This window comes from Sanguibacter massiliensis (genome assembly GCF_900240335.1).
Taxonomy (GTDB): Bacteria; Actinomycetota; Actinomycetes; order Actinomycetales; family Cellulomonadaceae; genus Flavimobilis; species Flavimobilis massiliensis.
The window spans coordinates 1,978,329-2,001,757 of sequence record NZ_LT964979.1 but is presented as its reverse complement, the minus strand read 5'-3'; the positions used below and the strand labels follow the sequence as shown (position 1 = coordinate 2,001,757).

The window sequence follows — 23,429 nt, the reverse complement described above, 5'->3', positions numbered from 1 at the left end:
GGAAGAGCAGCCCGACGGGGTCGTCCACGTCTCCGCCGGCGAGCCGCTACTACCGCACCTCGACGTTCTGTAGCGTGGGGACGCGGACCACATGACCGGTCTACAGGGGGATTTCATGACTGGCTCACGGAATCAGCAGCCACGCCTCGCCGTGCTCATCGACGGTGACAATGCGTCGTCAGCGATCATCGCACCGCTCCTTGGGAGGGTCTCCAACCTCGGTAGGGCGGTCGTGAGGCGCGTCTACGGGGACTGGACCGCCTCGCGGCTCGGCGGCTGGAAGTCCGTGCTCCTCGAGCACTCACTTCAGCCGATCCAACAGTTCGCCTACACGCAGGGCAAGAACGCGACGGACTCTGCGCTCATCATCGATGCGATGGACCTGCTGCACACCGCTGACCTTGACGGCTTCTGCATCGTCTCTTCCGACAGCGATTTCACGCGGCTCGCGTCGCGCCTACGGGAGAGCGGAAAGATCGTCCACGGCTTCGGCGAGCGGTCGACCCCGACGGCTTTCGTCGCGGCCTGCGACGCGTTCATCGCGTTCGACGAGCTGCGAGCGGCCGCCGTACGCGTGCGACCGGCTGCCGCGGCGACGAGACCCGCACCCTCCGCTGCCGTCGCTCCGGCCGCGCAACCAGCAGCGACTCCGATGAAGAAGCGACCTCCCGTCCCGATCGATCTTCTCAAGGCAGCGATCAGCGGTGCCGCAGATGAGGACGGGTGGGTGCATCTCGGCAAACTCGGTTCGACGATGAAGACGCTGCGCCCGTCCTTCACACCTAAGCAACACGGGTTCGCCCAGCTTCACCTCCTGCTCAAGGCGCAGCCGACGCTCGAGCTGAAGAAGGGGGCGGGGGCGGCCGTGTACGTGCGAGTCCGTCGGACAGGGAAGACGGGCCCGACGCACAACTGATCCGGGGACGCCTACGCCCCCCGCGCGAGAGTTCGCGCAGATGGTTGCTGCCAGTAGCCATCTGCTCGGATTTTGCGGTGGGGCGTGGGGTGCCTCGGGGAATGTCGGGGGCTCGGGGTAGCGTGCGGCGCATGCGGATCCTCCACACCTCCGACTGGCACCTCGGGCGCACGCTGCACGGCGTCGACCTGCTCGGGCACCAGGCCGAGTTCCTCGACCATCTCGTCGGGACCGTGCGTGAGCGTGAGGTTGACGCGGTCGTCGTCGCCGGTGACGTCTACGACCGTGCGATTCCGCCCGTCGAGGCCGTCCGCATGCTCTCCGACGTGCTGCGGCGCCTCTCCGAGGTGACGCAGGTCGTCCTCACGCCCGGCAACCACGACTCCGCGACGCGCCTCGGCTTCGGGGCCGAGCTCATGCGCGACGGCCTCCACGTGCGCGCGGCGGTCGCGGACGTCGGGACGCCCGTCGTCCTGCGGGACCGCGACGGCGGCGTCGGCGCGTACGTGTACGCCCTGCCGTACCTCGACCCCGACGACGCCCGCCATCGGCTCGCCGAGCCCGGTGGGGAGCCGCTCGCCCGGTCGCACGAGGCCGTGACGGCCGCCGCGACCGCCCGGGTGCGCGCGGACCTCGACGCGCGACGCGCCGCCGATCCTGCGCGTGTCCCTGCAGTGCTCGCCGCCCACACGTTCGTCGTCGGCGGCGAGGCGAGCGAGTCGGAGCGGGACATCCGCGTCGGCGGCGTCGACAGCGTGCCCGCCGGCGTGCTGCGCGGCGTCGACTACGTCGCGCTCGGCCACCTCCACGGGCCGCAGCGCGTCCCCGTCGCCGACGGGCCGGACGGCACGCGCACCGTCGCCCGCTACTCAGGCTCGCCCCTCGCGTACTCCTTCTCCGAGAAGGACCACCGCAAGTCGACCGTCCTCGTCGAGCTCGGCCCGGGCGGCGTCGTCGGCGAGCCCGAGCTCCTGCCCGCACCCGTCCCGCGCGGGCTCGCCGACGTGCGCGGCACGTTCGACGAGATCACGGGCGCGCTCGGTGCGGCGCACGCCGCGGACTGGGTGCGCGTCACCGTCACCGACGCGCAACGTCCCGAGCATCTCGTCACGCGCGTCAAGGACGTCATGCCGCACGCGCTCGTCATCCTCCACGACCCGCCCGACCGCGGCGCGGCCTCCGGCCCGCGCACCGTCACCGCAGCCTCCGACCCGTTCGACGTGTGCTGCGGCTTCGTCGAGCACGTCCGCGGCGGCGCGCCCGACGGCGCCGAGCAGGCCGTCCTCCGCGACGCCCTCGAGGCCGCGCAGCGCACAGAGGTGAGCGCCTGATGCGCCTCCACACCCTCACGTTCCAGGCCGTCGGCCCCTACCCCGACCGCCACACGATCGACTTCGCACGCCTCGGTGCGAGCGGCCTCTACCTGCTCGAAGGCCCGACGGGCGCCGGCAAGTCGACGATCATCGACGCGATCGTCTACGCCCTCTACGGCAAGGTCGCCGCCGACGCCGCGAGCGACGACAGGCTCCGCTCGACGCACGTCGGACCCGGCACCGAGTCGTACGTCGACCTCGTCCTCGAGACCGGCGCCGGCATCTACCGCGTGCGTCGCAGCCCCGCCTACGACCGTCCCAAGCAGCGCGGCACCGGTACGACGAGGCAGCAGGCCACCGCCAAGCTCTGGGAGCTGTCCACCACCGACCTCGACGCGCTCGACCTCGGCCGCGACCTCGGCGACCAGACCCCCGGCACGTTCCTCTCCGGGCGCGCCGACGAGGTCGGCACCGAGATGACGCGCATCGTCGGGCTCACCCGCGAGCAGCTCGTCCAGACGATCGTCCTGCCGCAGGGCGAGTTCGCGAGCTTCCTCCGCGCCAGGCCCGAGGACCGCTCGACGCTCCTCCAGAAGGTCTTCGGCACCGAGATCTACCAGCGCGTCCAGAGCAGACTCGTTGACGCCCGCAAGACCGCGCTCGCCGCCCGCAAGGACTCCGACGCCCAGATCGCGCCCGCCGCCGCAGCGTCCGCGAGCGGCCTCGCCGGGGCCGCCGCCGCCGAGCCCCGCGCGCTCGCCGCCGCCCCCGATCCCTCGGAGGCGCTCGTCGCGCTCGTCCCCGCGCCCCTCTCCCGCCTCGAGACCGAGCACAGCCTCGCGCTCGCCGCCCGCGACACCGCGACAGCAGCGCACGCCGAGCGCGAGGGCGTCGCCCGTCTCGCACGGTCCTCGCTCGCCCTCGTCACACGGCGCGAGTCCGCGGCCGGGCGCCTCACCGAGCTCGAGGCGCGCGCCGAGCAGCAGGCCCACGACGTCGCGCGACTCGCCGCCGCCCGACGTGCCGCGGGCGTCGTCGCCCGTCTCGACGATGTCGAGAGGAGCACGACCGCGCACGTCGCCGCGATGCGCGCGCACGACGACGTCCTCGCGAGCGCACGCGAGCACCCCGTCGTCGCCGCGCTCCTCGCAGCCCCTGACGCTGACGCCGCAGTGCTCGCTGCCGCGCGCGGCACCGCTGCGACCAAGCTCGAGCACCTCGTCGACCTCGAGGCCAGCCTCGCGGAGCGAGCAGCAACGCTCGAGAAGCGCGTCGCCGCCGTCGCCCGCCAGCGTGAGACCGCCGAGGCCGACGCCGCGGCGCTCGCCGCACGCCCCTCCGAGCGGGCCGCGCTCGCGGAACGCCTCGGTGAGGCGCAGCAGGGCGCCGCGCTCGTCCCGCAACGTGAGGCCGACCACACCGCAGCGCTCGCCGTTCGACGCGCGGTCGACGCGCGCGCCCGCCATGACCAGCGCATCGCCGAGGCCGACCCCGTCCTCGCCACCCGCCTCGCGACCGCCACGAGTGCCGTCGAGCGCGAGGCTGCGCTGCGCCTCGCACGGATCGACGGAATCGCCGGCGAGCTCGCACGCGACCTCGTCGACGGCGAGCCGTGCGTCGTGTGCGGATCGACCGAGCACCCCGCCCCCGCGCCCCTCGGGGACGACCACGTCTCGCCCGAGCAGGTCGAGGCCGCAGCCGACGCCCGCGCCGCTGCTGAGGCTCAGGCCCAGGAGGCGCGCGACATACGCTCCGCGCTCGACGCCGAGCGCGCGACGCTCGTCGAGCGCACCGGCGGACTCGACGCCACCGCCGCGGACGTCGCCGTCGATGCGGCGGCCGGCGCCCTCGCCGCTGCGACCGCCGCCGCGCGCGACGCCGAGACCCTCGCGCGCGAGATCGCCGCCCATGACGCCGCGACCGCCGCGCTGCGCACCACGGTCGACGCCGCGCGCGACGCCACGACCACCGCCGAGGCCTCGATCGAGGCCGACCGTGCGACCCTCGTCGCCGACACGGACAAGGTGGCCGCGGCACGGGCCGAGCACGCCGCACCGGACGCTGAACCGCCGACGCTCGCCGCCGTCCACGACGACCTCGTCGAGCAGGAGGGACTCCTCGCCGCGGTCGCCGCCGCCCAGACCGCTGCACGGCTCGCCAGCGAAGCGCTCGATGCCGCGCGGACCGCGCTCGCGGACGCGCTCGCCGAGGCCGAGCTCAGCAGCGCCGACGAAGCCCGTGCCGCCGTCCTCGACCGCACATCAGTCCAGGCCCTTGAGTCGTCGACCACGCTGTACGAGCAGCAGGTGGCCGCGGAACGCGCGGCCCTCGCCGAGCCCGAGATCGCGGCGCTCCCCGCCGACGTCGACACCGCGACCGCGACCGCCGCGCTCGAGGCCGCAGAAGCCGCCCTCGACGAGACCCGCGAGAGGCGCGACGCGGCCGTCGCCGCGGCCGCCACCGCGGACGACGCGCTCACCCGCGCCCGCAGCGGCGCCGCCGACGTCGTCGCGGCCGTCACCGCCGCCGTGGGCATCCACGCGTCGACGGCTCCCGTCATCCGCATGGCCAACCTCGCCGACGCGTCGACGTCCGACAACGCCGCCGCACTCACCCTCTCGACGTACGTCCTCGCGCGCCGCTTCGACGAGGTGCTCGACGCCGCCAACGACCGGCTCCGCCAGATGTCATCCGGCCGCTACGAACTGCGCCGCTCCGACGCCAAAGAGAAGGGCGGTGGCCGCCGCCTCGGCCTCGCGCTGCGTGTGCGCGACCACTCGACCGAGGACGACCGCGAGCCCACGACCCTCTCCGGCGGCGAGACGTTCTACGTGTCGCTGTGCCTCGCGCTCGGCCTCGCCGACGTCGTCACCGCGGAGGCCGGCGGCATCGACCTTGGCACGCTCTTCGTCGACGAAGGCTTCGGATCGCTCGACCCCGACACGCTCGAGCTCGTCATGACCGAGCTCAGCCACCTCCAGGCCGGCGGGCGCACCGTCGGCGTCGTCTCCCACGTCGACGCGATGAAGCAGGCGATCGCCGACCGCATCTCCGTGCGGCGCCGCCCCGACGGATCCTCGACGCTCGACGTCGTCGCCGGGGTCTGACCATGGCTGCGATCCCCGACGCACAAACTTTCCCCGTCCACTGGCTCGTCGGGTCGGGCGGATCCGGCAAGTCGGACGCCTCGTACTGGACGTACGCGACGCTGCTCGAGCGCGACATGCACGTCGGCCGCATCGACACCGACGACCTCGGCATGTGCCGTCCCGCACCGGCCGACGACGAGCCGAACCTCCGCGTCAAGGCCGCTGGCCTCGCCGCGATGATCGGCGTCCACCGCGCGCACGGCGCGCAGGGCGTCGTCGTCTCCGGGTGCGGCAACAGCGCGGTCGTGGCTGCGCTCCACACCGAGCTCGACCGACCCGGCGTCGCCGCGCACGTCCTCGACACCACCGGGTGGCCCGGCGCCGCACCCGATCCCACCTGATCTGACGCACGCCCCCGCGTGGAACGGCGGCCGGCCGAGCGAAAAGTCGGCCCTGCCGGGTCGTCGACCCGCTGCGACCCAGGTGGACGATCACGCGTCGCAGTCATACCGAGGGCGGATCTGTCCGACTCCTCACTCGCGCTACGGTTTCCGCATGCACCTCGTCCGCCGCGTCCTCGCGGTCATCGTCCTGCTCGTCGTCGCCGTCGGCGGACCCCCCCTCGTGCGCTCCGCGACCGCGGAGGCTGACGCCCCCACGACCGAGCTCGCCCGCCGCTCCGACAAGAATGGACGCCTCACGGCCGACGAGCTCACGTCGATCGGTGGTGGCTACGAGCTGCGCAAGGACGCCGCCGCCGCGTTCCGCAGGCTCGAGAAGGCCGCGAAGAAGGCCGACGTCACGTGGACCGTCAACTCCGCGTATCGCGACTACGACGCGCAGGTGGCGATGGTCGAGGAGTTCGGTCTGCTCTCCGAGGGTGGACGCGCCGCCGCGCCGGGGACGTCGGAGCACGGGCTGGGTCTGAGCGTCGACCTCACGCTCGACTGGGAAGAGGTCGAGTGGATGCGCGAGCACGCGGCCGACCACGGCTTCGCGGAGACCATCGCGGAGGAGCCCTGGCACTGGACGTACCAACCCTGACGCGTCCACCCGTCCGCGAGATAGCGGTCTACCGCCGAGATAGCGCTCGACAGGCGCTATCTCGGCGTGAATCACCTATCTCGCGGGAGAGTGGGTGCGGGTGCGGGTGCGGGTGCGGGTGTGGGTGCGGGGGAGCGGAGGCGCCGTGAGCGCCGCGAAGAGGTCCGTCCCCGGCAAGGCGTGGGCAGCCCGCGCGACCGCCGCCGCCCACGGCGGCGAGCCGCCATGGTGCCGCAGGTAGAACGCGAAGAGCTCGGCCGTCGCGAGCGTGTCCCCGAGCGCCGAGTGCGCGTGATCGTTGACGATCCCCGCCTGCTCGCAGCACACCGCGAGCGTGCGCTTCGGCCCCGGCAGGTAGTCGGCCGCGAGCCGCTGCGTGCACAGCTTGCCGCCGAGCGTCAACGGCACGCTCGCTGCCGCGAGCTCCGCGGTGAGGAACCGCAGGTCGAAGTCGACGTTGTGCCCGACGACGACGTGCCCCGCGAGCAGCCCCGTGACGTGCGCCGCGACCTCACGGAAGACGGGCGCGCCGACGACGTCCGCCGCCGTGATCCCGTGGACGTGCGTCGCCCCGACGCTGCACCCCGGGTCGAGCAGCGTCTCCCACGTGTCGAGCACCTCGCCCGCGTCGTCGAGCCGGACGACGGCGATCTCGAGCATGCGGTCACCCTTGGCGGGCGAGAAACCTGTGGTCTCGGTGTCGATGACGGCGTAGGGCACGCCCCGATCCTGCCACGGCGCCCCGACCGATTGATGCGTCCCGCCCATCGAACGGGAGCGCGGCGTCAGTCCGTCGTGACGAGGGCGTCTCAGGGGCGTTGGGCGGGCACATGTTCGGGGGTGGACGTCGTCGTCGGGGCGCTGCTTGGATCAGGCCATGACGGACGACGCGAACGGGCCTGCACTCCGCCGGACGGCGCGCGAACGCCGCGAGGCCGCGCGCGGCGTCCTTACCGAGCCTGTGCTCTCCGGCGGACCGCACGTCGACCCGGTGCGGGACCGGAAGCTCGACGTCGCGGCCCGGACGTTCACGCTCGGTGCGCTCGGCGGCGCGGCCGCGGGCGCGATCGGCGCTGAAGCGACGCTTCTGCGATCGGACTACGCGGGTGCGGGGCTGGCCCTCGGCTCGATGATCGGCATCGTGGCGGGACTCGTCGTCGCGGCGGCGTCGACCCCGGCGGTTCAGCGTGTGGCACGCCGGCACGCAGGAGTCCTGCCGCTGACGCTCCGGCTCGCGCTCGCGGGCCTCTCGGCGGCCGGCTGCGTCCTTGTGTGGTGGGGCGTCGCGCCCGACGCCTTCGCGGGGGAGGCTCTGCCGGGTGTCTTCGTGTCCGCGGCGGTCGCAGCAGCCGCCGTGGTCGTCGCGCTGCCGTGGTGCGCCCGGCCGTTCGCGCCGACCCGCGCGTCCGCGCCCCCCGCTGCGTCGACGGATTGACGCCTTCCCCTGTTGAACGGGTGCGCAGCGTCAATCGGTCCTCGGTGAGGCGCCGCGCTGGCGAGGCGCCACGCGCGTCCGGCGAGGTGAGAGCGCCGACGCGGGCGGCGCGCCGTCAGTAGGCAGCGTGGACCTCGACCCCGCGGACCCACGTCGCCACGACGCGTGCTGCGCCGATCTCGTCGGCGGGCGCCGCGAAGATGTTGCGGTCGATGATCGCAAGATCCGCGAGCAGCCCGGGCGCGACCTGCCCCGACTCGTCCTCCCGGTGGTTCGCGACGGCCGAGCCGTACGTGTACATCCGCACGGCCTCCGCAAGCGGGAGCGCCTCCTCGGGGTAGAGCGGGGTGCGGTCCTCGCCGTGGAGCCTGCGCGTCACGGCCGTGTGGATGCCCTGGAGCGGGTCGGCGGTCGAGACGGGCCAGTCCGAGCCGCCCGCGAGCGGCGCGCCGGCGGCCGCGAGCGACGCGAACGGGTACTGCCACGCGGAGCGCTCCTCGCCGAGGAACGGCATCGTCAGCTCGGTCTGCACGTCCTCGCAGTTCGCCCACAGGGGCTGCGCAGAGATCACCGTCCCCAGCTCGGCGACGCGCGCGCGGTCGTCGGGGTGGACGACCTGGACGTGGGAGACGATCGGCCGCACGTCGCGGCCCGACGCGTCGTGGTGCGGCGCGTGACGGCCGAGCGACGCGCGCGCCCGCCCGACCGCGTCGAGGCACTCGCGCACGCCGCGGTCGCCGATCGCGTGGAAGTGCGGCTGGAAGCCCTCGGCCATGAGCGCGGTGACGAGCCGGTCGAGGTCTTCGGTCGAGTGGTAGGAGTCGCCGCGGTTCGTCGACACCGTGCCGTCGGCGTCGAGGTAGGGGTCGAGCATCGCGGCCGTGAGGGAGCCGTCGACGACGCCGTCGTGCATGATCTTCACGCTCGTCGGCCGGAAGCGGGACGGGGCGCCGCGCGCTGCGGCGCGCTCCTCGATCGCCGCCCGACGCTCGACGAGCTCCGCGACCTGCTCGAAGCCGCGCTCGTGCTCCCAGCGCAGCGCTCCGACGACGGTCGCGACGAGCTCGCCGCGGGAGTCGGCAAGCTCGTAGACCTCCTGCTCGGCGGGCCGCACGGAGGCGTCCTGCCACGCGGTGATGCCCTGCGCGAGCAGCGCGCGCTGGCCCGCGAGGAGGTGCGCGAGGCGGTCGTCGAGCGGCGCGTCGGGCACGTGCTTCTCGACGAGGCCCGTCGCCCACTCGATGAGCACGCCGGTCGCGCGGCCGTCGGCGTCGCGCTGCACGTAGCCGCCCGGCGGGTCCGCGGGCGGGCGGCCCGAGCCATCGTCGTCGAGGCCTGCAAGTTCGATCGCGCGCGTGTTGACCCATGACGCGTGACCGTCGGAGCGGTGGAGGAACGCGGGGCGGTCCGGGACGAGCGCGTCGAGCTGCTGCCGCGTCGGGAAGCCGCCGTCGAAGTGGTCGGCCTGCCAACCCCAGCCCGTCACCCACTCGAGTTCGGGGTGCGCGGCCGCCCACGCGCCGATCGCGTCGAGCGTGCCGGCGAGGTCGGGCTGGTCGAGGACGTTGAGCCGCGCGTCCATGCCCGCGGCGAGAATCGGGTGGACGTGCGTGTCCTGGAAGCCGGGCAGCACGAGGCGGCCGGTAACGTCGACGATGCGTGTCGCGGGGCCTGCGAGGGCCCGGAGCTCGTCGTCGGGTCCGACGGCCGTGATGCGCTCGCCGGTGAGGGCGACCGCGGCGGCGGCGGGTGCGTCGTCGCCGGGGGTCGCGGTGAAGACGTGGCCGCCGACGAGGAGGACGTCGGGCGCGGGCTGGCTGGTCAAGGCGCTCTCCAGGACTGAAGTTCCTCGGCGGATTGATGCGATCCACCCATGGAACGGGGGAACGCGTCAACCCGTCGGGAGAGGGATCGGACGGGAATGTGGCTCGATAGCCGATCGGGGCGGCTCAGGTATGTGGATCGGCTATCGGACCACTACGCGAGGCGATCGGGAGCCTGGGCGCGGCGATCGATAGCGGATCGGGACATGTGACGTGTACGGATCAGCTATCGGACGGCGGGGGTAACGGCGTCGAGCGGATGGGAGCCCCGGGGACCGCCGCGAGCAGCGACCGCGTGTACGGATGCTCGGGCTCCGCGAGGACTCGCGACGTGGGCCCGGACTCGACGACCCGCCCCGACCGCATGACGTACACCCGGTCCGTCACCTGCTGCATGACCGTGAGGTCGTGCGAGATGAAGAGGATCGTCAGCCCGAGGTCCCGCCGCAGCGCAGCCAGCAGGTCGAGGATCTGCTCCTGCACCGAGACGTCGAGCGCCGAGACGGACTCGTCGCACACGAGCAGCCGCGGCTCCGGCGCGAGGGCGCGCGCGATCGCGACACGCTGCCGCTCACCGCCCGAGAGCCGTGCGGGCAGCCTCCGCGCGTAGGACGTCGGCAGGCCGACCATCGTCAGCAGCTCGCTGACGGTCCGCGTCCGCGGCCCGACCGCGAGAGCCTCGTCGAGCATCGCGCCGACCGTCAGCGCAGGGTTGAGCGCGGAGTACGGGTCCTGGAAGACGATCTGCACGTCGCGCGGGTCGCGGCCCGTGCCGCGGAGGCCGCTCCGGCGCTTCGCGCGCCGGCGCTCGGCGCGTGCCGACGACGACGTGCCCGACGACGACGTGTCTGACGCACCTGTGCCCGACGCATGCGACGCGACGCGCTCAGCACCTGACGCGCCACCGTCGCCCGCGAACACGATCCGTCCCGCGTCCGCGGTCTCGAGCCCGACGACGATGCGCGCGACCGTCGTCTTGCCGGAACCGGACTCGCCGACGACGCCGACGCACTCGCCGGGCGCGACGGTGAGCGACACGTCGTCGACCGCGGGCGCCGTCGCCCCGTGGAACGTCTTGCGCAGCCCCTCGACCCGCAGGAGCGCTCCGTCGCCGACGGCCGCACCCTCGCGGAGCCTCCCCGCGGCGGCCTCGTGGAGCTGGCGCGTGTACGGGTGCTGCGGGTTCTCGAAGACCTCGCGGGCCGGCCCGCGCTCGACGATCTCGCCCGCGCGGACGACGACGAGGTCGTCGCACCGTTCGCGGGCGAGCGCGAGGTCGTGCGTGATGAGGACGACGGTCATGCCGCGCGCCGCCTGGATGCGCGCGAGGAGGTCGAGGATCTCGCGCTGCGTCGTGACGTCGAGCGCGGTCGTCGGCTCGTCGGCGAGGAGGACGTCGGGGTCCGCGGCGAGCGCCGCGGCGAGCGCGACGCGCTGCCGCATGCCGCCCGAGAGCTCGTGCGGGTACTGACGGCCGACGTGCGCGGGCAGGCCGACCTCGGCGAGGCGCCGGGCGACCTCGGCGTCGCGGTCCGCGCGTCGCCCGCGCACAGCGCGGAACCCGTGCTCCCCGGAGCGTCCGGCGAGGATCTGCGTGCCGCAGCGCTGCATGGGGTCGAGCGACGTGAACGGGTCCTGGAGCACGAGGACGATGCGACGGCCTCGCACGCGCGCCCACGCGCGCGGACTGCCCGCGAGGTCGACGCGTGCGCCGGCGAGTTCGTACGTGCCGGTTGCGGCGACGCCCGCGGGCAGGAGTCCCGTGAGGGCGCGGACGAGCATGGTCTTGCCCGAGCCCGACTCGCCGACGACGCCGAGCGTCCGACCGTGCAGCACCGTGAGGTCGAGGCCGTCGATGATCGTGCGGGCACCCGCGGTGACGTGGAGGCCCGTGAGCGTGAGGGCGGCGTCGGTCATGCGTCCTCCCCGCGGTCGAGGCGTTCGGAGAGGTGGTCGCCGACGAGGTTGACGGCCGTGGCGACGAGGATGATCGCGAGCCCGGGGACGACGGACGCGGCGGGGTTTGTCCACAGCAGGTCGCGGCCGTCGGAGAGCTGCAGCCCCCAGTCGGCGGCACTGGGGCTGGCACCGAGCCCGAGGTAGGTGAGGCCGGACATCGACACGAGCGCGTACGCGACGTTGAGGAACATCGTCGTGAGGACGAGCGGGCGCACGTTCGGCAGGAGGTGCCGCCACATGACGCGCCACGCGGGCAGCCCGAGGACGCGGGTCGACTCGATGTAGGGCCGGTGCGCGTGCTGGAGGACGGCGCCACGGACGATGCGGATGTCGCTCGGCGAGAAGAGCACGACGAGGACGAGCACCGTGATCCAGTAGCCGCCGCCGACGACGCCCGCGACGACGATCGCGAGGAGCAGCGCGGGCATCGCGAGCGTGAGGTCGACGTACCGGGAGACGACCGCGTCGATCCAGCCGCCGCGGTACCCGGCGAGCGTGCCGAGGACGATCCCGAGGAGCATCGAGCCGAGCGCGACGACGACGGGTCCGACGATCGCCGAGCGCGCGCCCGCGAGGGTGAGCGCGAGGACATCGCGCCCGAGGCTGTCGGTTCCGAGCGGGTGCCCGGGCGTCCCGGCGGGTGTCGCGCCGAGGAGGACGTCCTGGTCGAATGCGTGAGGCGCGACGGGCACGATGACGAGGACCGCGACGGCGAGGAGCAGCAGCGCGGCGACGGTGACCGTGCCAGGGACGCGGCGCAGGCGCCGGGTCGCGCGGGCGAGGCGGGCGCGGAGGCCGGTCTCGGTGGGGAGCGTCGTCGTCATGCGGCACCTCCCGCGCCGGGTCCGGGCGTCCCGCCGGGCAGGGAGCCGCCGGGCAGGGAACCGTCGGGCTGGGCGGACGTCGGCAGGGCGGCATCGGGCAGCGTCGGGTCGGCGACGGCGCCCACGGCGCCGCGACCGCGGCCGTGCCCGACGGTCGCGCGGCGCACGCGCGGGTCGGCGACGGCCGTGTAGAGGTCGACGAGCGCCGTCGTCACGCCGATCGTCGCCGCGACGAGCAGCGTGATCGCCTGGACGACGGGCACGTCCTTGTACGTGATGGAGTCGGCAAGGAGGACACCGAGCCCCGGGATCGCGAAGACGCTCTCGACGAGCACCGACCCACCGACGAGCCCCGCGACGACAAGCCCTGCGCTCGTGACGACCGGCACGGACGCGTTGCGCAGGTACGTGCGGCGCACGACGCGCTCCGGCACGCCGCGCGAGCGCGCGAACGTCACGTAGTCCTGCTGGAGCTCTCGCGCGACCGCGGTGCGCGTCACCTTGACGACCATCGCGCCCGTGCCGAGCGCGAGCGCGACGGCCGGCAGCGCGAGGTGCCGCAGCCGGTCGAGGCCGGGCTCACCCGTGCCGTAGATAGGGAACCAGCTGAGCATCACCGCGAAGACGTAGAGGAGCAGGAGGCCGACGGCGAAGCCCGGCGCCGAGACGCCGACGACCGCGGAACCCGTGATGAGCCGGTCGGTGAGCGAGCCGGTGCGCTGCGCCGCGCGGATGCCGAGCGGCACGCCGACCCCGATCGCGAGGAGTGCCGCGAGGCCCGCGAGGAGGAGCGTGAGACCGACGCGGTCGCCGAGGACCGTCGTGATGTCCGTGCCCGAACGTGCCGAGACGCCGAGGTCCCCGCGCAGGACCCCGCCGAGCCAGTGGGCGTACTGCGCGAGGAACGGCTCGTCGAGGTGGTAGCGCTCGCGGATCGCCGCGACGGCCTCCGGGGTGGCCGGCCGCGGGCCGAGGAGGTTCTTCACGAGGTTGCCCGGTGCGACGTGCAGGAGCGAGAACACGATGAACGACAGCGTGACCAGGAGGGCGGTCAGCGCTGCGAGGCGGCGCAGCAGGAAGCGGGCGACGGGCACGGTGACGGTTCTCGGCTCCGGTGAGGGTGGAGGGCGGCGGGGTGCGATCCCGGGGGCCGGGTGCGCGNCGCACAATGGGGGTGGCCCGCAGGCGGGCCACCCCCATTGTGCGTGACGTGCTGTGTCCAGCGGGTGCGTCAGGCGGTCGGCACGACGCGCGTCGGCCAGGGCGTCTGGAAGAAGTACTGCGAGAAGCCCTCGGTGGCGACGCGCTTGCCGACGGCGGTCGTCGACGTGCCCCAGTAGACGGGCGCGAAGAGCTGCTGCTCGAGCGCGAGCTTCGTGGCCTCGGTGACCTTCGCGAGTCGCTCGGCGGGCGTCGTCGCGGCGGCGGCCTCGGCCTGGAGGCCGGTGATCGTCTCGTCGGCGAAGCCCTCGGGGTTGTCCTCGCCGAGCAGCCAGTCGGTGGGCCAGTCGGTGGGGACGGGCGGCGTGTAGCTCATCCACTGGACGCCCTCGCCGTTGCCGAAGGAATTCGACCACTCGCTCACGGGGATCTGCTTGACCTCGAGCGTGATGCCGATCTGCTTGAGCTGCTCGGCGATCGCGAGCGAGGCGCGGCCGAGCGCCGGAATCGAGTCGGGGTACGCGAGGGTCGTCGTGAAGCCCGAGGGGACCGACGACTTCGCGAGCTCGGCGCGTGCGGCGTCGAGGTCGAACGTGGCGACGGGCAGCTGGGCGACCGCGGCCTCGGCGTCGGCGGCGCTCGTGCCGATCGCGAGCTGGCCGGGCGCGGTGATGCCTGTCGCGGGGGTGGCCTTGCCCTTGAGGAGGCCCGTTGTGATCGCGTCGCGGTCGATCGCGTGGGCGAAGGCGCGGCGGACCTCTGGCTCGTCGAACGGCTTGGTGGCCGGGTTGAACATGAGGCCCTGCCACGAGTTGTCGTCGACGGTCTCGAGGCGCGCGCCCTCGACCTTCGACCACTGGTCGGCCTGGTCGACGGGCACGTTGAACGCGATGTCGAGCGAGCCGTCCTGGAAGGCGAGCAGGCGCGTGTTGTCGTCGGTGATGAAGTCGAGGCGGAGCGTCTTGGCGCGGCCCTTGGAGCCCCAGTACTTCTCGTTGCGCTCGGCGGCGACGTGAGAGCCGGGGACGAACTCGGTGATGGTGTAGGGCCCGGTGCCGACGAGGAGGTCGGTGGGGGAGCCGATCGTGCCGGCGGACTCGAGCCACTTCTTGGGTGCGACGAAGAGCCCTGCGGCGGCGGACGGCGTCCACGCGAACGTCGCGGACGGTGCCTCGAGGGTGATGGTCACCTCGCGCTCGCCCGTGGCCTCGACGCTCTTCACCGCGGGCCAGTAGTAGGCGGTCGACGGGGCCTTCTCGCCGTCGCGGTAGTGGTTGATCGACGCGATGACGTCGTCCGTCGTCACGGGCGTGCCGTCGGAGAACGTTGCGTCGCGCAGCGTGTAGACGAACGACGTGTTGTCGTCGGTGTTCCACGTCTCGGCGAGCGCGGGGACGATCGCGCCGGTGTCGTCGATCGCGACGAGGCCCTCCTGGGCGACGGCGGCGATCGTGTAGGCGACCATGAGGCCGGACGTCGAGACGTCGAGGGTCTCGGCGCTCGCGGCGAGGCCGACGGTGAGCTGGTCGAGTTCCTTCGACGCGTCGGTCGTCACGGGTGCGGGCGTGGTCGTGGAGCCCGGGGCGGGGCCGGACGGGGCGCAGGCAGCGAGCGCCAGGAGGCCGAGCGCGAGCGTCGTCGCGAGGGCGCCGCGGGTGCGGCGGCGGGTCGTGGACATCGAGGTGTCGAGTCCTTTCGTGACGGTCAGGGTGTCCCTGCTCCGGGTGGTGGGGGGCGTGCGCGGGTTCCGGGCGGGCCGGTGAGACTCTCTGGCCGTCGGGGTGGACGGGCCCGCGCGTCGGCGGAAAAGTAGCGAGGCGCGGGCTCCCGACCCAATCTCTACTGGAACAGTCCAGAAGGCGGGCGGGGATGTGCGACACGCAAGGTGTGACGGACGGAGACTCTAGTGCCGCGCCGCCTCCTCCGTCACCGTGATCTCCGCGACGTCGCACGTCCCGAGCGCCCGCCCGAGCGCCTCGCGCTCGCCGGGCGCGAGCGCGAGCCCGTACCCGGCACGGACCCGCACGCGCAGGACCGCGTACTGGCACCGGAACGGCGCGTACGGCGGCAGCCACGTCGAGGCGTCCTGCGCACCCTTGTCCTCGTTCGTCGGGCCGTCGACCGCCAGGAGGTTCGTCGGGTCGTTCGCGAGCCGGGCGCGCTGAGCGTCGTCCCACGCCCAGGCGCCCGTGCGCCACGCGTCGGCGAGAGCGACGACGTGGTCGATCTGCACGCGCGCGCTCGTTGTCGGGCCCCTCCGGAACGGCAGGACCTGGCCCGTGTACCGGTCGGTGAGCGTGCCGGTGAGGACCGTGCAGTCGTCGTCGTCCCTCACCGCATCAACTAGGTCGCGCGCGAGCATGTCCTCACGCGTGCTGCAGCCGTTGCCGTCGACGTCCGCCCACGGGGTGCCGAAGCGCGTGCGCGCATACGGTTCGGGAGGCTCCGCGGTGAGCTCCGGCAGGGCCGCGAGCGACGCGCGCGCCGCGGCGAGCTCCGCCCCGGTCACGGGGTAGGTGCGGGCGGGTGCGCGCCACGGCACCGAGACCCACCAAGCGAGCGCGAGCAGCGCGACGCACACCGCGACGAGCACGACGGGGCGTGGAGCGCGGAGAGCAGGCCGGACGGCGGCCGGGACGGTGGGCACGACGTGAGCCAAGCGCGTCGCCGCCGCCCGCGCGACCGTGACGTCGAGATCCGTGGACGAGCGTCGCCGTGCGCAGCCTGTGGACAGGTGGTTCTGTCAGCGACGGTGGCGCAGGCAGTGCGCCCACGCACCGCCGAGGGTCACCCCTGCGACGACGACCGCCGTCGCCGTCGCCCACTCCGCGCGGACGAGGCACCCGAGCGCAACGAGCACGTGCGCGACGAGAACCGCCGCGGCCGCACCGACGAGTAGGCGCGAGGGGGGCCCGCCACGGATGCGGTGGCGGAGGATCGCCGCCGCCATCGCGCCGGCCGCGCTGACGAGCGCGAGCATGACGACGATGACCGCAGTCCGGCTGAGTGCGTCGCTTCCGGGGCTCTGGCTGAACCCGGCGATTGTCACCGCGCGGTACGAGAGCACGGAGACGGCGACGAGGCCGGCGCTGACCTCGAGGCCGAGGACCGCGATCGCGATCCAGAGGACGGGTTTCGCTCTCTGCGCCCCGGATGGTGGACGGACGAGTACCTCGCTCACGTGCGGCCCCCTGCCGTCGTCATGGCGGTGCCGCGCCGTCCGGGCGCGGCAGAGGTGCGCAGGACGCGCACGTAGCGATCTTCCTCCTTTCGGACAGAAACGTCACGGGGACCAACGTCCCCGCTCGTATCGTGGGACGGCGTCGCCGGGCCGCGTCCTCAAGTGCGGGCGCCCGGATCTCTGCGTGCGGCCGCCGGGTGCGGGCCGCTTGCGACCATGGAGGCATGCCTGACGCCCTCCCCGACCCCACGTTCGCGCCCGAGGGGCCCCCTGCGCCTGCCGAACCTTCGGCGCGTGACGTGCGCCGCTGGCGCCACCACCTCGCCGACGAGCTCGCCGAGGCCGCGATCTACCGCGACCTCGCGGCCGCGCGTACCGGCGTCGAGCGCGACATCCTCCTCGACCTCGCCGACGCCGAGGGTCGGCACGCCGAGCACTGGCGCACCCTCCTCGGCCCCGAGCGGTCCGCGTCCGTGCGTCGCTCGACGTACTCACGGCTCCTCGGGTTCGGCGCACGACGCTTCGGCTCCGTCTTCACGCTCGCCCTCGCGCAGCACGCCGAGTCGCGCTCCGCGTACGAGCTCGACCGTGACGCGACCCCGCAGATGGCCGCGGACGAACGCATCCACGAGGAGGTCGTCCGCTCGCTCGCGACCCGCGGTCGCATCGAGATGTCCGGCAACTTCCGGGCCGCCGTCTTCGGCCTCAACGACGGCCTCGTCTCGAACCTCGCGCTCATCCTCGGCATCGGCGCGACCGGCGTCGGCACGGGCACGGTCCTCGCGACCGGCGTCGCGGGACTGCTCGCGGGCGCCATGTCGATGGGCGCCGGCGAGTTCGTGTCCGTGCGCTCGCAGGTCGAGCTCGCCAAAGCGTCGCAGCCGTCGCCGCACGCGCGCGAGGCACTCGTGCACCTCGACGTCGACGCGAACGAGCTTGCGCTCGTCTACCGGGCGCGGGGCCTCGACCCCGCGTCCGCGGACGCAAAGGCGCGGCGCACGCTCGCGCTCGTCGCGCGCGCCGACGCGGCGGAGCTCGTGGCGCGCGCCGAGGCGCCCGCAGCGGACGGTGCGGCCGACGACGCCGTCGCACCCGGCGCGGCCGCGAGCATCGCCGATGTCTCGCGGGCCGCCGACAGCGCAGCCGTCGACGCAGCGCCCGACGACCCGACGGTCGACGACGTCGAGACCGTCGGGCCCGACGCCGAGCTGCTCGGCAGCGCGTGGGGTGCGGCAATCTCAAGCTTCTGTCTCTTCGCGAGCGGTGCGATCGTGCCCCTGCTGCCGTACTTCTTCGGCCTCACCGGCGGCGCGGCGATGATCGTCGCGGCCGTGCTCGTCGGCATCGTCCTCCTCGGCACCGGGGCGACCGTCGGCGTGCTCTCCGGGGCGTCGCCCTGGACGCGCGCGCTCCGCCAGATCGCCATCGGCTACGGCGCCGCCGCGGTGACGTACCTGCTGGGCCTGGCGTTCGGGACGACGCTCGGCTGACGGGGCCGCTCCGCTGACTTGGCCGCTCCGCTGACCCGGCCTCTCGATAGCCGATCCGCACGCTCCATGTGTGTGGATCGGCTATCGACGGTTGTCAGCTGGTGAGGACCGAGCGGATCTCGCGGGTCTCGAACGGCGCCGTCGTGTGCGTCGTCGTGCCGGTGCCCTCGATGTCGTGCCACGTCGTGGTGCCGGCGATGCGGAATCGGCCGTGCCACGTGGTCGTGAGGGTGACGCGGTAGGTCCCGACCTTCGTGTAGGTGTGCGTGGTCGTCTGGTCCGGGTAGCGCTTGCCGGGCTTGGTGGCGTGGACGGGCTTGCAGCCGTCGCCGGGGTCCCAGGCGTAGGACGTCGGGGTGAGCTCGAGCTCGACGGCGGTCCCGAGGACCGTGACATTGAGCTGTTCCGTGCCCGCGTCGGTGTAGTAGGTCATGGGCGTCTGGACGGCGAACCAGTCGGTGATGGGCGCGATGCGGGCGTGCTTGGCGGGGATCTTCAGCGTGACGATATCGCGGGCGAGCTCGTCGGCGATCGGGTCCGCGGTCGCCACGTCGTCCGGGTCGGCTTCGATGCACGGGGAGTTGATGAGGCGCCAGGGCCCCCATGCGGCGTTGCTGTCGGGACGGGTGCGAATCTTCAGGGGCCAGGCGAAGGCGGTCCCGTTGGGGCAGCCGATTTCGTAGAGGTCGACGTCCTGGGGGCCGGAGCACCAGGTGTCGAGGATTGGGTCGGCGCCCGCGAGGAGCACGCAGTCGGCGGGCTCCCAAACCTCGGCCTGACGCTCGCTCTCCGGCGGACCCGGGTCCGTGGCTGGCGCGTCCGTCACTGGGTGGCGCTCACCCCGTACCTGGATCTCGTCGTCGGTCGAGCGTGCCGACATGTCCGGCACCTCCGTAACCGGGACCACGGCCGACGCGGCCACGGGCCTGCTTGCATTCATGAGAGCGACGAGACAGATCGCGACGGAGAAGGCAGCGGCCTGGTGCCGATGGGCCGCGAGTGTGCGCTTCATGACTCGTCGTTGACCTCTCGGGCGACACCAGAAACTACCCATCCGTCCGCGGTCTCGGTGAGCTCGACGAAGAGAACGTGCGAGGCAGCTGGCGCAGAAGTCTTCTCGTCAGGATGGGACAGGGTGTAGATGATGGGCGCCTGGCGGTAGTGGACCTCCCAGACGAACCTCTCCGCGTACTTGCTCTGATGCCCGATGGATTGCGGGAATGAGAAAGCGCCACCGGTGCCGACGACCTCGCGGGCGCCAAGGGCCTCGATGTCCTCGATGAAGTTCGCGCACGACGCACAGGTGGCGGACGACAACGCCTTCAGTCGCGACGAGTCCCCGGTCTGGAGGCCGTAGGTGTACGCGTCGAAGAAGCTCTCGACGACCTCCCACGAGGACTCGCTGCGACGTGTGGGCAGGGTGCTCGTCGGCTCTGGAGCGGGTTCCAAAGGCGGGGACGTGGGCGGTGCGTTGGATGGAGCGGTTCGCGTTGGCGTCGTCGAGGTCTGCTCGGTGACGGGTGCCTGGGAGGAGCAGGCCCCGAGCAGCATGGCAGAAACGACGGCGATCCCGACGGTGAGGGGCGCGGGGCGGCGCGGCCGCCAGTCTGACGGGGCCATGAACGTCGTCCGGCGTGAAGGGCAGCGTTCGGCATGTTGGAAGGGTGTGCGCATCGTCATCCTCACGGGGGAGCAGAATCATCCCGAACGTAGGTGAGGAATCGGATGGTCGCGACCTGTGGCGCGGCCTGTGGATAACGGCTGCTCGGTGCGCCTCAGTTCGTCTGGTCGGTGGGCAGGTGGGGGCCGATGTAGCCGATGTAGAGCCTGCCGTCGCGGTGGACGTTGTCGAGGTAGTGCATGCGGGGGCTGATGAGGCCGGACTGCGCGATCTCGAAGTGGGCACCCATGAAGATGCGCCCGCTCGCGTCGACGTGCCTAGGCACGCGCAGCATCCGCGCTGCGCTGTGCTTGGCGCTGGCCTGCACCGACTTGCTCTCGTCGACGGCATGCCGGTTGGCGGAGTACCCGTGGAGGTGGGGAGGGGTGTGGTTCAGGTATTGGTCGACGTTGAGCGCGCGCCCCGCCACGCGTTCGACGGCGTAGTCCTGCAGCGCGAGCAGGATCTCCCAGGTCTTGCCCGCCCAACGCGCGACGGGATCGTGGACGTCGAGGTCGATCGTGGCCTTCTCGTCGCCCGTCCAGACGAGTGCGTCGAGGGTGCCCATCTGCTCCAGGAGGTCAGCGAAGCCGGAGAAGGTCGGCGTGCTGGCTTTGGACGGAGCGACGTCGCGCCATGCGTCCTCGGCTCGGCCGTCGGCGCTGAGCCTGTTGCGGAGCGCCTTGACCGCCGCGCGCTCCCTCTCGAGGAGCTCGTAGGTCGGCGTGCTCGACCTGCTCGTCCTCGAGCCGCTTGCGGTCCTCGGCCCGCTGCTCCCGGAGCGACGCGAGGCTGGCTGACACCTGCTCGTACTGGACCGTCTTGCGGTCAACGGCGGCCTGGAGCGCCACGGCCTCGGCGGCGGTCTCGCGCAGGAGCTCGATCGCAGCGACGGACACCTCGTCGGTCCCGAGGGTTGACGTGAGTGCGTCAACGAGTGCGAGATGTACCTCGACGTCCTCGACGTGGGCCGTCGTCGAGCGGTCGTCGACGCCCGGCAGCGGTGCGGGCGGCACGTCGGGTGCGACCGGCTCGGGCTTCGCGCTCGCGCGCGGCCGCAACGAGGAGGGGCACCCCGAGTGGTTGTGGCTCCCCGGGGACTAGCCGGAGCCGTCGCACATCCCAGACGACATGATGATCGTCCGGCCGGATCTTGCGCTCGCCCGACGCCGTGAGGAGGTCGCCGAGAACGCGACGCCCGCGGAACCGTCGTCGGACGACATCGGCGACGTGCCCCTGCCGCATCCGTCGCAGGACGGGCCTGACCACGCGGGCGCACCAAGGACCGAACCGCGGGCCACGCCTGTGCCGCAGCCCGTCGACGTCCTGCGCCGCTTCTTCGGCGTCAAGACGCTCAACCCACAGCGCTACGCCGCCGACTTCGCGAACCTCACGCAGGAGGTCATCCAGCACCTCGCCGTCGTCGACGGCGTCGAGCTCGAGGTGCGCATCGAGATCAGCGCGCGCGCACCCGAGGGCTTCTCCGAGCAACAGGTGCGAACCGTGAGGGAGAACGCGACGCAGTTGCGGTTCGGGCAGTCCGGGTTCGAGAGGGACTGAGGGTCCTCCATAGCCGATCCGCACATGTGCGATGGGCGGATCGGCTATCGAACGTCTCCTCGGAGGCTCACGCACGCGCCCGCTCGTGTTCCGCAAGCAGGTACGTCGGGTCCGCGCGCAGCAGCGGCACGAGCACGTCGAGGTACCCGTGCGCCTCGACGAGCACGGCCGTCCCGTCGCCGACGCGTCCGTTGCGCTGCACGCCCGCGGCCAGCAGCGGGTCCGCGACGCGCTCGAAGTCGCGGTTCCAGCCCCACAGGGGGAGGCGCCCGCGGACGATGACCTCCGTGCCGTCGGGCAGCACGACGACGCCCTCGGTCGGCGCGTCCTGGAGGTGGTGCGGCACGCCCGCCCGCTCCTCGACGCCGTGGAGCGACGTCGACGACGCGTGCGTGACGCCGCCGAGCAGGAGGACGCGTCGGCGAGCCGCCCGTAGCGGCTCGCCGCGTCGCACGGCGTGAGCGAGTTAGCGTGCACGTCGTCGCCGGGGTGCAGGCCGAGGACGCGCAGGTCGTCCGCGAGACGCACGCGGTCGATCGGCGCCGTCCCGCGTGCCTCTCCGGTCAGGGAACCGCCGGGAAGACGAGGGCCTCGATCGTTGACCCGCCCTGCATGAGGACCGCCTGGCCGATCGGCAGGGAGAGCGGCGCGTCCATCGGGCCGTCGGGGACGGAAGACTCCGGCACGTCCACGGACCAGAGCTCCGTGCCGTCCTTCGTCGAGACGCCGATGAGCTTCGACCAGCTCCACATGACGAGCGCGTCCGGACCGGCTACGAGCGTCTGTGCACCGTGGAGGTCGGCGCTCCAGAGCTCGGTGCCCGCGGCGTCGATGACGCGCGACGGCGTCGTCATCTCGCTCGACTGGGAGTCGACGACGAAGCCCCAGTCGCATGCTGCCACGGTGATCCCGTCGTGCTCGATCGCGGCCGGCGGCAGGGGCGTCCGCGGCGAGCCATCGAGCGGTACGCGTTCCGTACCGACGGCGACGAAGCTCGGCGCGGTCGTGCAGCGGTAGTGAGAGAGGCGTGCCCCCGAGAGCTTCACCTCGTCGACGGCCCCGGTCGTCAGGACGACCGAGGTGCCATCGTCGTGCGTCCACCCGTCGGCGCCCTCGAGCTGCAGGGGAGCGTTGTGGCCGAACGCGACGTCGAGGGTCTCGAGAGTGATCCGGTCGGCGATGACACCGCCCGGGTAGGTGCCGACGTGGACCAGGCTGTCGTTGACCTCGATCCCGCCGATCATGTCCGACCCGCAGCCGTCCTCACCTGCGATGCGCGTCAGCTCGCTGCGCAGGGCGGGCCCGCCAGCGTCGGGCACGACGGCAAGGAGCGCCTCGCACTCCTTCTGACCCGCGACGAGCACGCCGTCGGGGTGAGCCGCGAGCCCGAGGACGGCGTATGCGTCGACCGGTGACTCGCCGAGCACGGTCCCGTCGGCGAGGGACAGGAGCGTGACGGTCGACACGCCGTCGTCGTTCCAGCCGATGCAGCCGGCACGTGCGTCGTCGACGAGGAAGCACCGTGCGACGCCGCGGTCGAGGGACCGACGCCACGCGACGTCGCCCGTCGCTAGGTCAACGCCTGCGAGGTACGCGACGTCCGTCGAGACCGTGAGGACCGTCCGGGCGGGCAGCGGGACGGCGGGGTCGGCCGGGGGCAGCGCGGACAGGACGGGTGCCTGCACGTCCTCGCCTGCGACGTGGCGCGACGTGAGGCGCCACGTCGTCGGCGTCGCGGTGTGGTCGACGCGGACGGTGGGCGCCTCGGGCTCGGCCGTCGGCGCGGGGTCGGGTGCCAGGGTCGCGTCCGGTTGCGGCGTCGTCGTCGGGTTCGTGGGGACGACGGGCGACGTGGGCGCCGTGCTCGGTGCGCCGTCCGTGAGCGCGCCGGACGCGGCGAGGCCGGCCCAGGTGGTGCCGCCGACGAGCATGAGGCCGGCGAGGACTGCGACCGCGACCTGCCAGGCCGCCATG

At 73.1% G+C, this 23,429-nt stretch carries 22 protein-coding genes; 8 read left to right on the top strand and 14 right to left on the bottom strand.

Annotated features, from left to right (window positions below):
* Nucleotides 1-115: 115 nt before the first annotated feature.
* The 5 genes from C1729_RS09330 (at nt 116) to C1729_RS09310 (ending at nt 6,362) form a co-directional block, all read left to right on the top strand.
* The gene (locus tag C1729_RS09330) at nt 116-916 is read left to right on the top strand and encodes an NYN domain-containing protein (protein ID WP_102509696.1); all 801 of its coding nucleotides are present in this window, start codon (nt 116-118) and stop codon (nt 914-916) included.
* Between the two features lie 131 nt (nt 917-1,047).
* Entirely contained in the window at nt 1,048-2,247 is a 1,200-nt protein-coding gene (locus C1729_RS09325) for an exonuclease SbcCD subunit D (protein ID WP_102510618.1), read from the top strand.
* Nucleotides 2,247-5,336 (top strand): AAA family ATPase, encoded by a 3,090-nt coding sequence (locus C1729_RS09320; protein WP_102509695.1) that lies wholly within the window; start codon nt 2,247-2,249, stop codon nt 5,334-5,336. Before C1729_RS09325 ends, C1729_RS09320 begins: the two co-directional genes overlap by 1 nt.
* Nucleotides 5,337-5,338: 2 nt before the next feature.
* Entirely contained in the window at nt 5,339-5,719 is a 381-nt protein-coding gene (locus tag C1729_RS09315; protein WP_102509694.1) for a hypothetical protein, read from the top strand.
* Nucleotides 5,720-5,873: 154 nt separating this feature from the next.
* Nucleotides 5,874-6,362: a M15 family metallopeptidase gene (locus tag C1729_RS09310; protein ID WP_102509693.1), complete on the top strand. Its 489-nt coding sequence runs from the start codon at nt 5,874-5,876 to the stop codon at nt 6,360-6,362.
* Between the two features lie 75 nt (nt 6,363-6,437).
* Here the strand turns inward: C1729_RS09310 and C1729_RS09305 are convergent, their stop codons facing one another.
* On the bottom strand, nt 6,438-7,082 hold the full coding sequence (locus C1729_RS09305; RefSeq protein ID WP_165375471.1) for a 3'-5' exonuclease: 645 nt from the start codon (nt 7,080-7,082) through the stop codon (nt 6,438-6,440).
* Nucleotides 7,083-7,239: 157 nt separating this feature from the next.
* Between C1729_RS09305 and C1729_RS09300 the strand changes: the two genes are divergently transcribed.
* Nucleotides 7,240-7,797, top strand: a complete 558-nt coding sequence (locus C1729_RS09300) for a hypothetical protein (protein WP_102509691.1) — start codon at nt 7,240-7,242, stop codon at nt 7,795-7,797.
* Nucleotides 7,798-7,912: 115 nt separating this feature from the next.
* Here the strand turns inward: C1729_RS09300 and C1729_RS09295 are convergent, their stop codons facing one another.
* From C1729_RS09295 to C1729_RS09265, 7 genes are all read right to left on the bottom strand, one after another.
* On the bottom strand, nt 7,913-9,622 hold the full coding sequence (locus C1729_RS09295) for an amidohydrolase (RefSeq protein WP_102509690.1): 1,710 nt from the start codon (nt 9,620-9,622) through the stop codon (nt 7,913-7,915).
* Between the two features lie 220 nt (nt 9,623-9,842).
* Entirely contained in the window at nt 9,843-11,537 is a 1,695-nt protein-coding gene (locus tag C1729_RS15210) for an ABC transporter ATP-binding protein (protein WP_102509689.1), read from the bottom strand.
* On the bottom strand, nt 11,534-12,403 hold the full coding sequence (locus C1729_RS09285; RefSeq protein WP_102509688.1) for an ABC transporter permease: 870 nt from the start codon (nt 12,401-12,403) through the stop codon (nt 11,534-11,536). Before C1729_RS09285 ends, C1729_RS15210 begins: the two co-directional genes overlap by 4 nt.
* The gene (locus tag C1729_RS09280) at nt 12,400-13,497 is read right to left on the bottom strand and encodes an ABC transporter permease (RefSeq protein ID WP_242493776.1); all 1,098 of its coding nucleotides are present in this window, start codon (nt 13,495-13,497) and stop codon (nt 12,400-12,402) included. Before C1729_RS09280 ends, C1729_RS09285 begins: the two co-directional genes overlap by 4 nt.
* A gap of 137 nt (nt 13,498-13,634) precedes the next feature.
* On the bottom strand, nt 13,635-15,242 hold the full coding sequence (locus C1729_RS09275; protein ID WP_102509687.1) for an ABC transporter substrate-binding protein: 1,608 nt from the start codon (nt 15,240-15,242) through the stop codon (nt 13,635-13,637).
* Between the two features lie 225 nt (nt 15,243-15,467).
* On the bottom strand, nt 15,468-16,211 hold the full coding sequence (locus C1729_RS09270; RefSeq protein WP_207204593.1) for an HNH endonuclease family protein: 744 nt from the start codon (nt 16,209-16,211) through the stop codon (nt 15,468-15,470).
* A gap of 96 nt (nt 16,212-16,307) precedes the next feature.
* Complete coding sequence (locus C1729_RS09265; protein WP_102509686.1) at nt 16,308-16,745, bottom strand: hypothetical protein; 438 nt, start codon at nt 16,743-16,745, stop codon at nt 16,308-16,310.
* 224 nt (nt 16,746-16,969) lie between these two features.
* Here C1729_RS09265 and C1729_RS09260 point away from each other — a divergent pair, with 224 nt between their 5' ends.
* The gene (locus C1729_RS09260; protein WP_102509685.1) at nt 16,970-18,235 is read left to right on the top strand and encodes a VIT1/CCC1 transporter family protein; all 1,266 of its coding nucleotides are present in this window, start codon (nt 16,970-16,972) and stop codon (nt 18,233-18,235) included.
* A gap of 94 nt (nt 18,236-18,329) precedes the next feature.
* Here the strand turns inward: C1729_RS09260 and C1729_RS09255 are convergent, their stop codons facing one another.
* From C1729_RS09255 to C1729_RS09240, 4 genes are all read right to left on the bottom strand, one after another.
* Nucleotides 18,330-19,247 (bottom strand): PKD domain-containing protein, encoded by a 918-nt coding sequence (locus tag C1729_RS09255; protein ID WP_165375470.1) that lies wholly within the window; start codon nt 19,245-19,247, stop codon nt 18,330-18,332.
* On the bottom strand, nt 19,244-19,684 hold the full coding sequence (locus C1729_RS14340; RefSeq protein WP_129590716.1) for a DUF6318 family protein: 441 nt from the start codon (nt 19,682-19,684) through the stop codon (nt 19,244-19,246). Before C1729_RS14340 ends, C1729_RS09255 begins: the two co-directional genes overlap by 4 nt.
* A 326-nt stretch (nt 19,685-20,010) precedes the next feature.
* Nucleotides 20,011-20,463: a hypothetical protein gene (locus C1729_RS09245; protein ID WP_102509682.1), complete on the bottom strand. Its 453-nt coding sequence runs from the start codon at nt 20,461-20,463 to the stop codon at nt 20,011-20,013.
* A 13-nt stretch (nt 20,464-20,476) separates the two neighbouring features.
* Entirely contained in the window at nt 20,477-20,911 is a 435-nt protein-coding gene (locus tag C1729_RS09240) for a hypothetical protein (RefSeq protein ID WP_129590715.1), read from the bottom strand.
* 115 nt (nt 20,912-21,026) lie between these two features.
* Between C1729_RS09240 and C1729_RS09235 the strand changes: the two genes are divergently transcribed.
* Nucleotides 21,027-21,455, top strand: coding sequence for a hypothetical protein (locus tag C1729_RS09235; RefSeq protein ID WP_129590714.1), 429 nt, complete (start codon nt 21,027-21,029; stop codon nt 21,453-21,455).
* Nucleotides 21,456-21,522: 67 nt separating this feature from the next.
* Here the strand turns inward: C1729_RS09235 and C1729_RS09230 are convergent, their stop codons facing one another.
* Nucleotides 21,523-21,909: an AAC(3) family N-acetyltransferase gene (locus C1729_RS09230; protein ID WP_102509679.1), complete on the bottom strand. Its 387-nt coding sequence runs from the start codon at nt 21,907-21,909 to the stop codon at nt 21,523-21,525.
* Nucleotides 21,910-22,018: 109 nt separating this feature from the next.
* A complete protein-coding gene (locus C1729_RS09225; protein WP_102509678.1) occupies nt 22,019-23,428 on the bottom strand; it encodes a hypothetical protein in 1,410 nt (469 codons plus the stop codon).
* Between the last annotated feature and the right edge of the window lies 1 nt (nt 23,429).

Coding starts and splice junctions, on each gene's coding strand:
- C1729_RS09330 (WP_102509696.1), top strand. CDS start 116: ATGACTGGCTCACGGAATCAGCAGCCACGCCTCGCCGTGCTCATCGAC.
- C1729_RS09325 (WP_102510618.1), top strand. CDS start 1,048: ATGCGGATCCTCCACACCTCCGACTGGCACCTCGGGCGCACGCTGCAC.
- C1729_RS09320 (WP_102509695.1), top strand. CDS start 2,247: ATGCGCCTCCACACCCTCACGTTCCAGGCCGTCGGCCCCTACCCCGAC.
- C1729_RS09315 (WP_102509694.1), top strand. CDS start 5,339: ATGGCTGCGATCCCCGACGCACAAACTTTCCCCGTCCACTGGCTCGTC.
- C1729_RS09310 (WP_102509693.1), top strand. CDS start 5,874: ATGCACCTCGTCCGCCGCGTCCTCGCGGTCATCGTCCTGCTCGTCGTC.
- C1729_RS09300 (WP_102509691.1), top strand. CDS start 7,240: ATGACGGACGACGCGAACGGGCCTGCACTCCGCCGGACGGCGCGCGAA.
- C1729_RS15210 (WP_102509689.1), bottom strand. CDS start 11,537: ATGACCGACGCCGCCCTCACGCTCACGGGCCTCCACGTCACCGCGGGT.
- C1729_RS09285 (WP_102509688.1), bottom strand. CDS start 12,403: ATGACGACGACGCTCCCCACCGAGACCGGCCTCCGCGCCCGCCTCGCC.
- C1729_RS09275 (WP_102509687.1), bottom strand. CDS start 15,242: ATGTCCACGACCCGCCGCCGCACCCGCGGCGCCCTCGCGACGACGCTC.
- C1729_RS09260 (WP_102509685.1), top strand. CDS start 16,970: ATGCCTGACGCCCTCCCCGACCCCACGTTCGCGCCCGAGGGGCCCCCT.
- C1729_RS09255 (WP_165375470.1), bottom strand. CDS start 19,247: ATGAAGCGCACACTCGCGGCCCATCGGCACCAGGCCGCTGCCTTCTCC.
- C1729_RS09245 (WP_102509682.1), bottom strand. CDS start 20,463: ATGGGCACCCTCGACGCACTCGTCTGGACGGGCGACGAGAAGGCCACG.
- C1729_RS09235 (WP_129590714.1), top strand. CDS start 21,027: ATGATGATCGTCCGGCCGGATCTTGCGCTCGCCCGACGCCGTGAGGAG.
- C1729_RS09225 (WP_102509678.1), bottom strand. CDS start 23,428: ATGGCGGCCTGGCAGGTCGCGGTCGCAGTCCTCGCCGGCCTCATGCTC.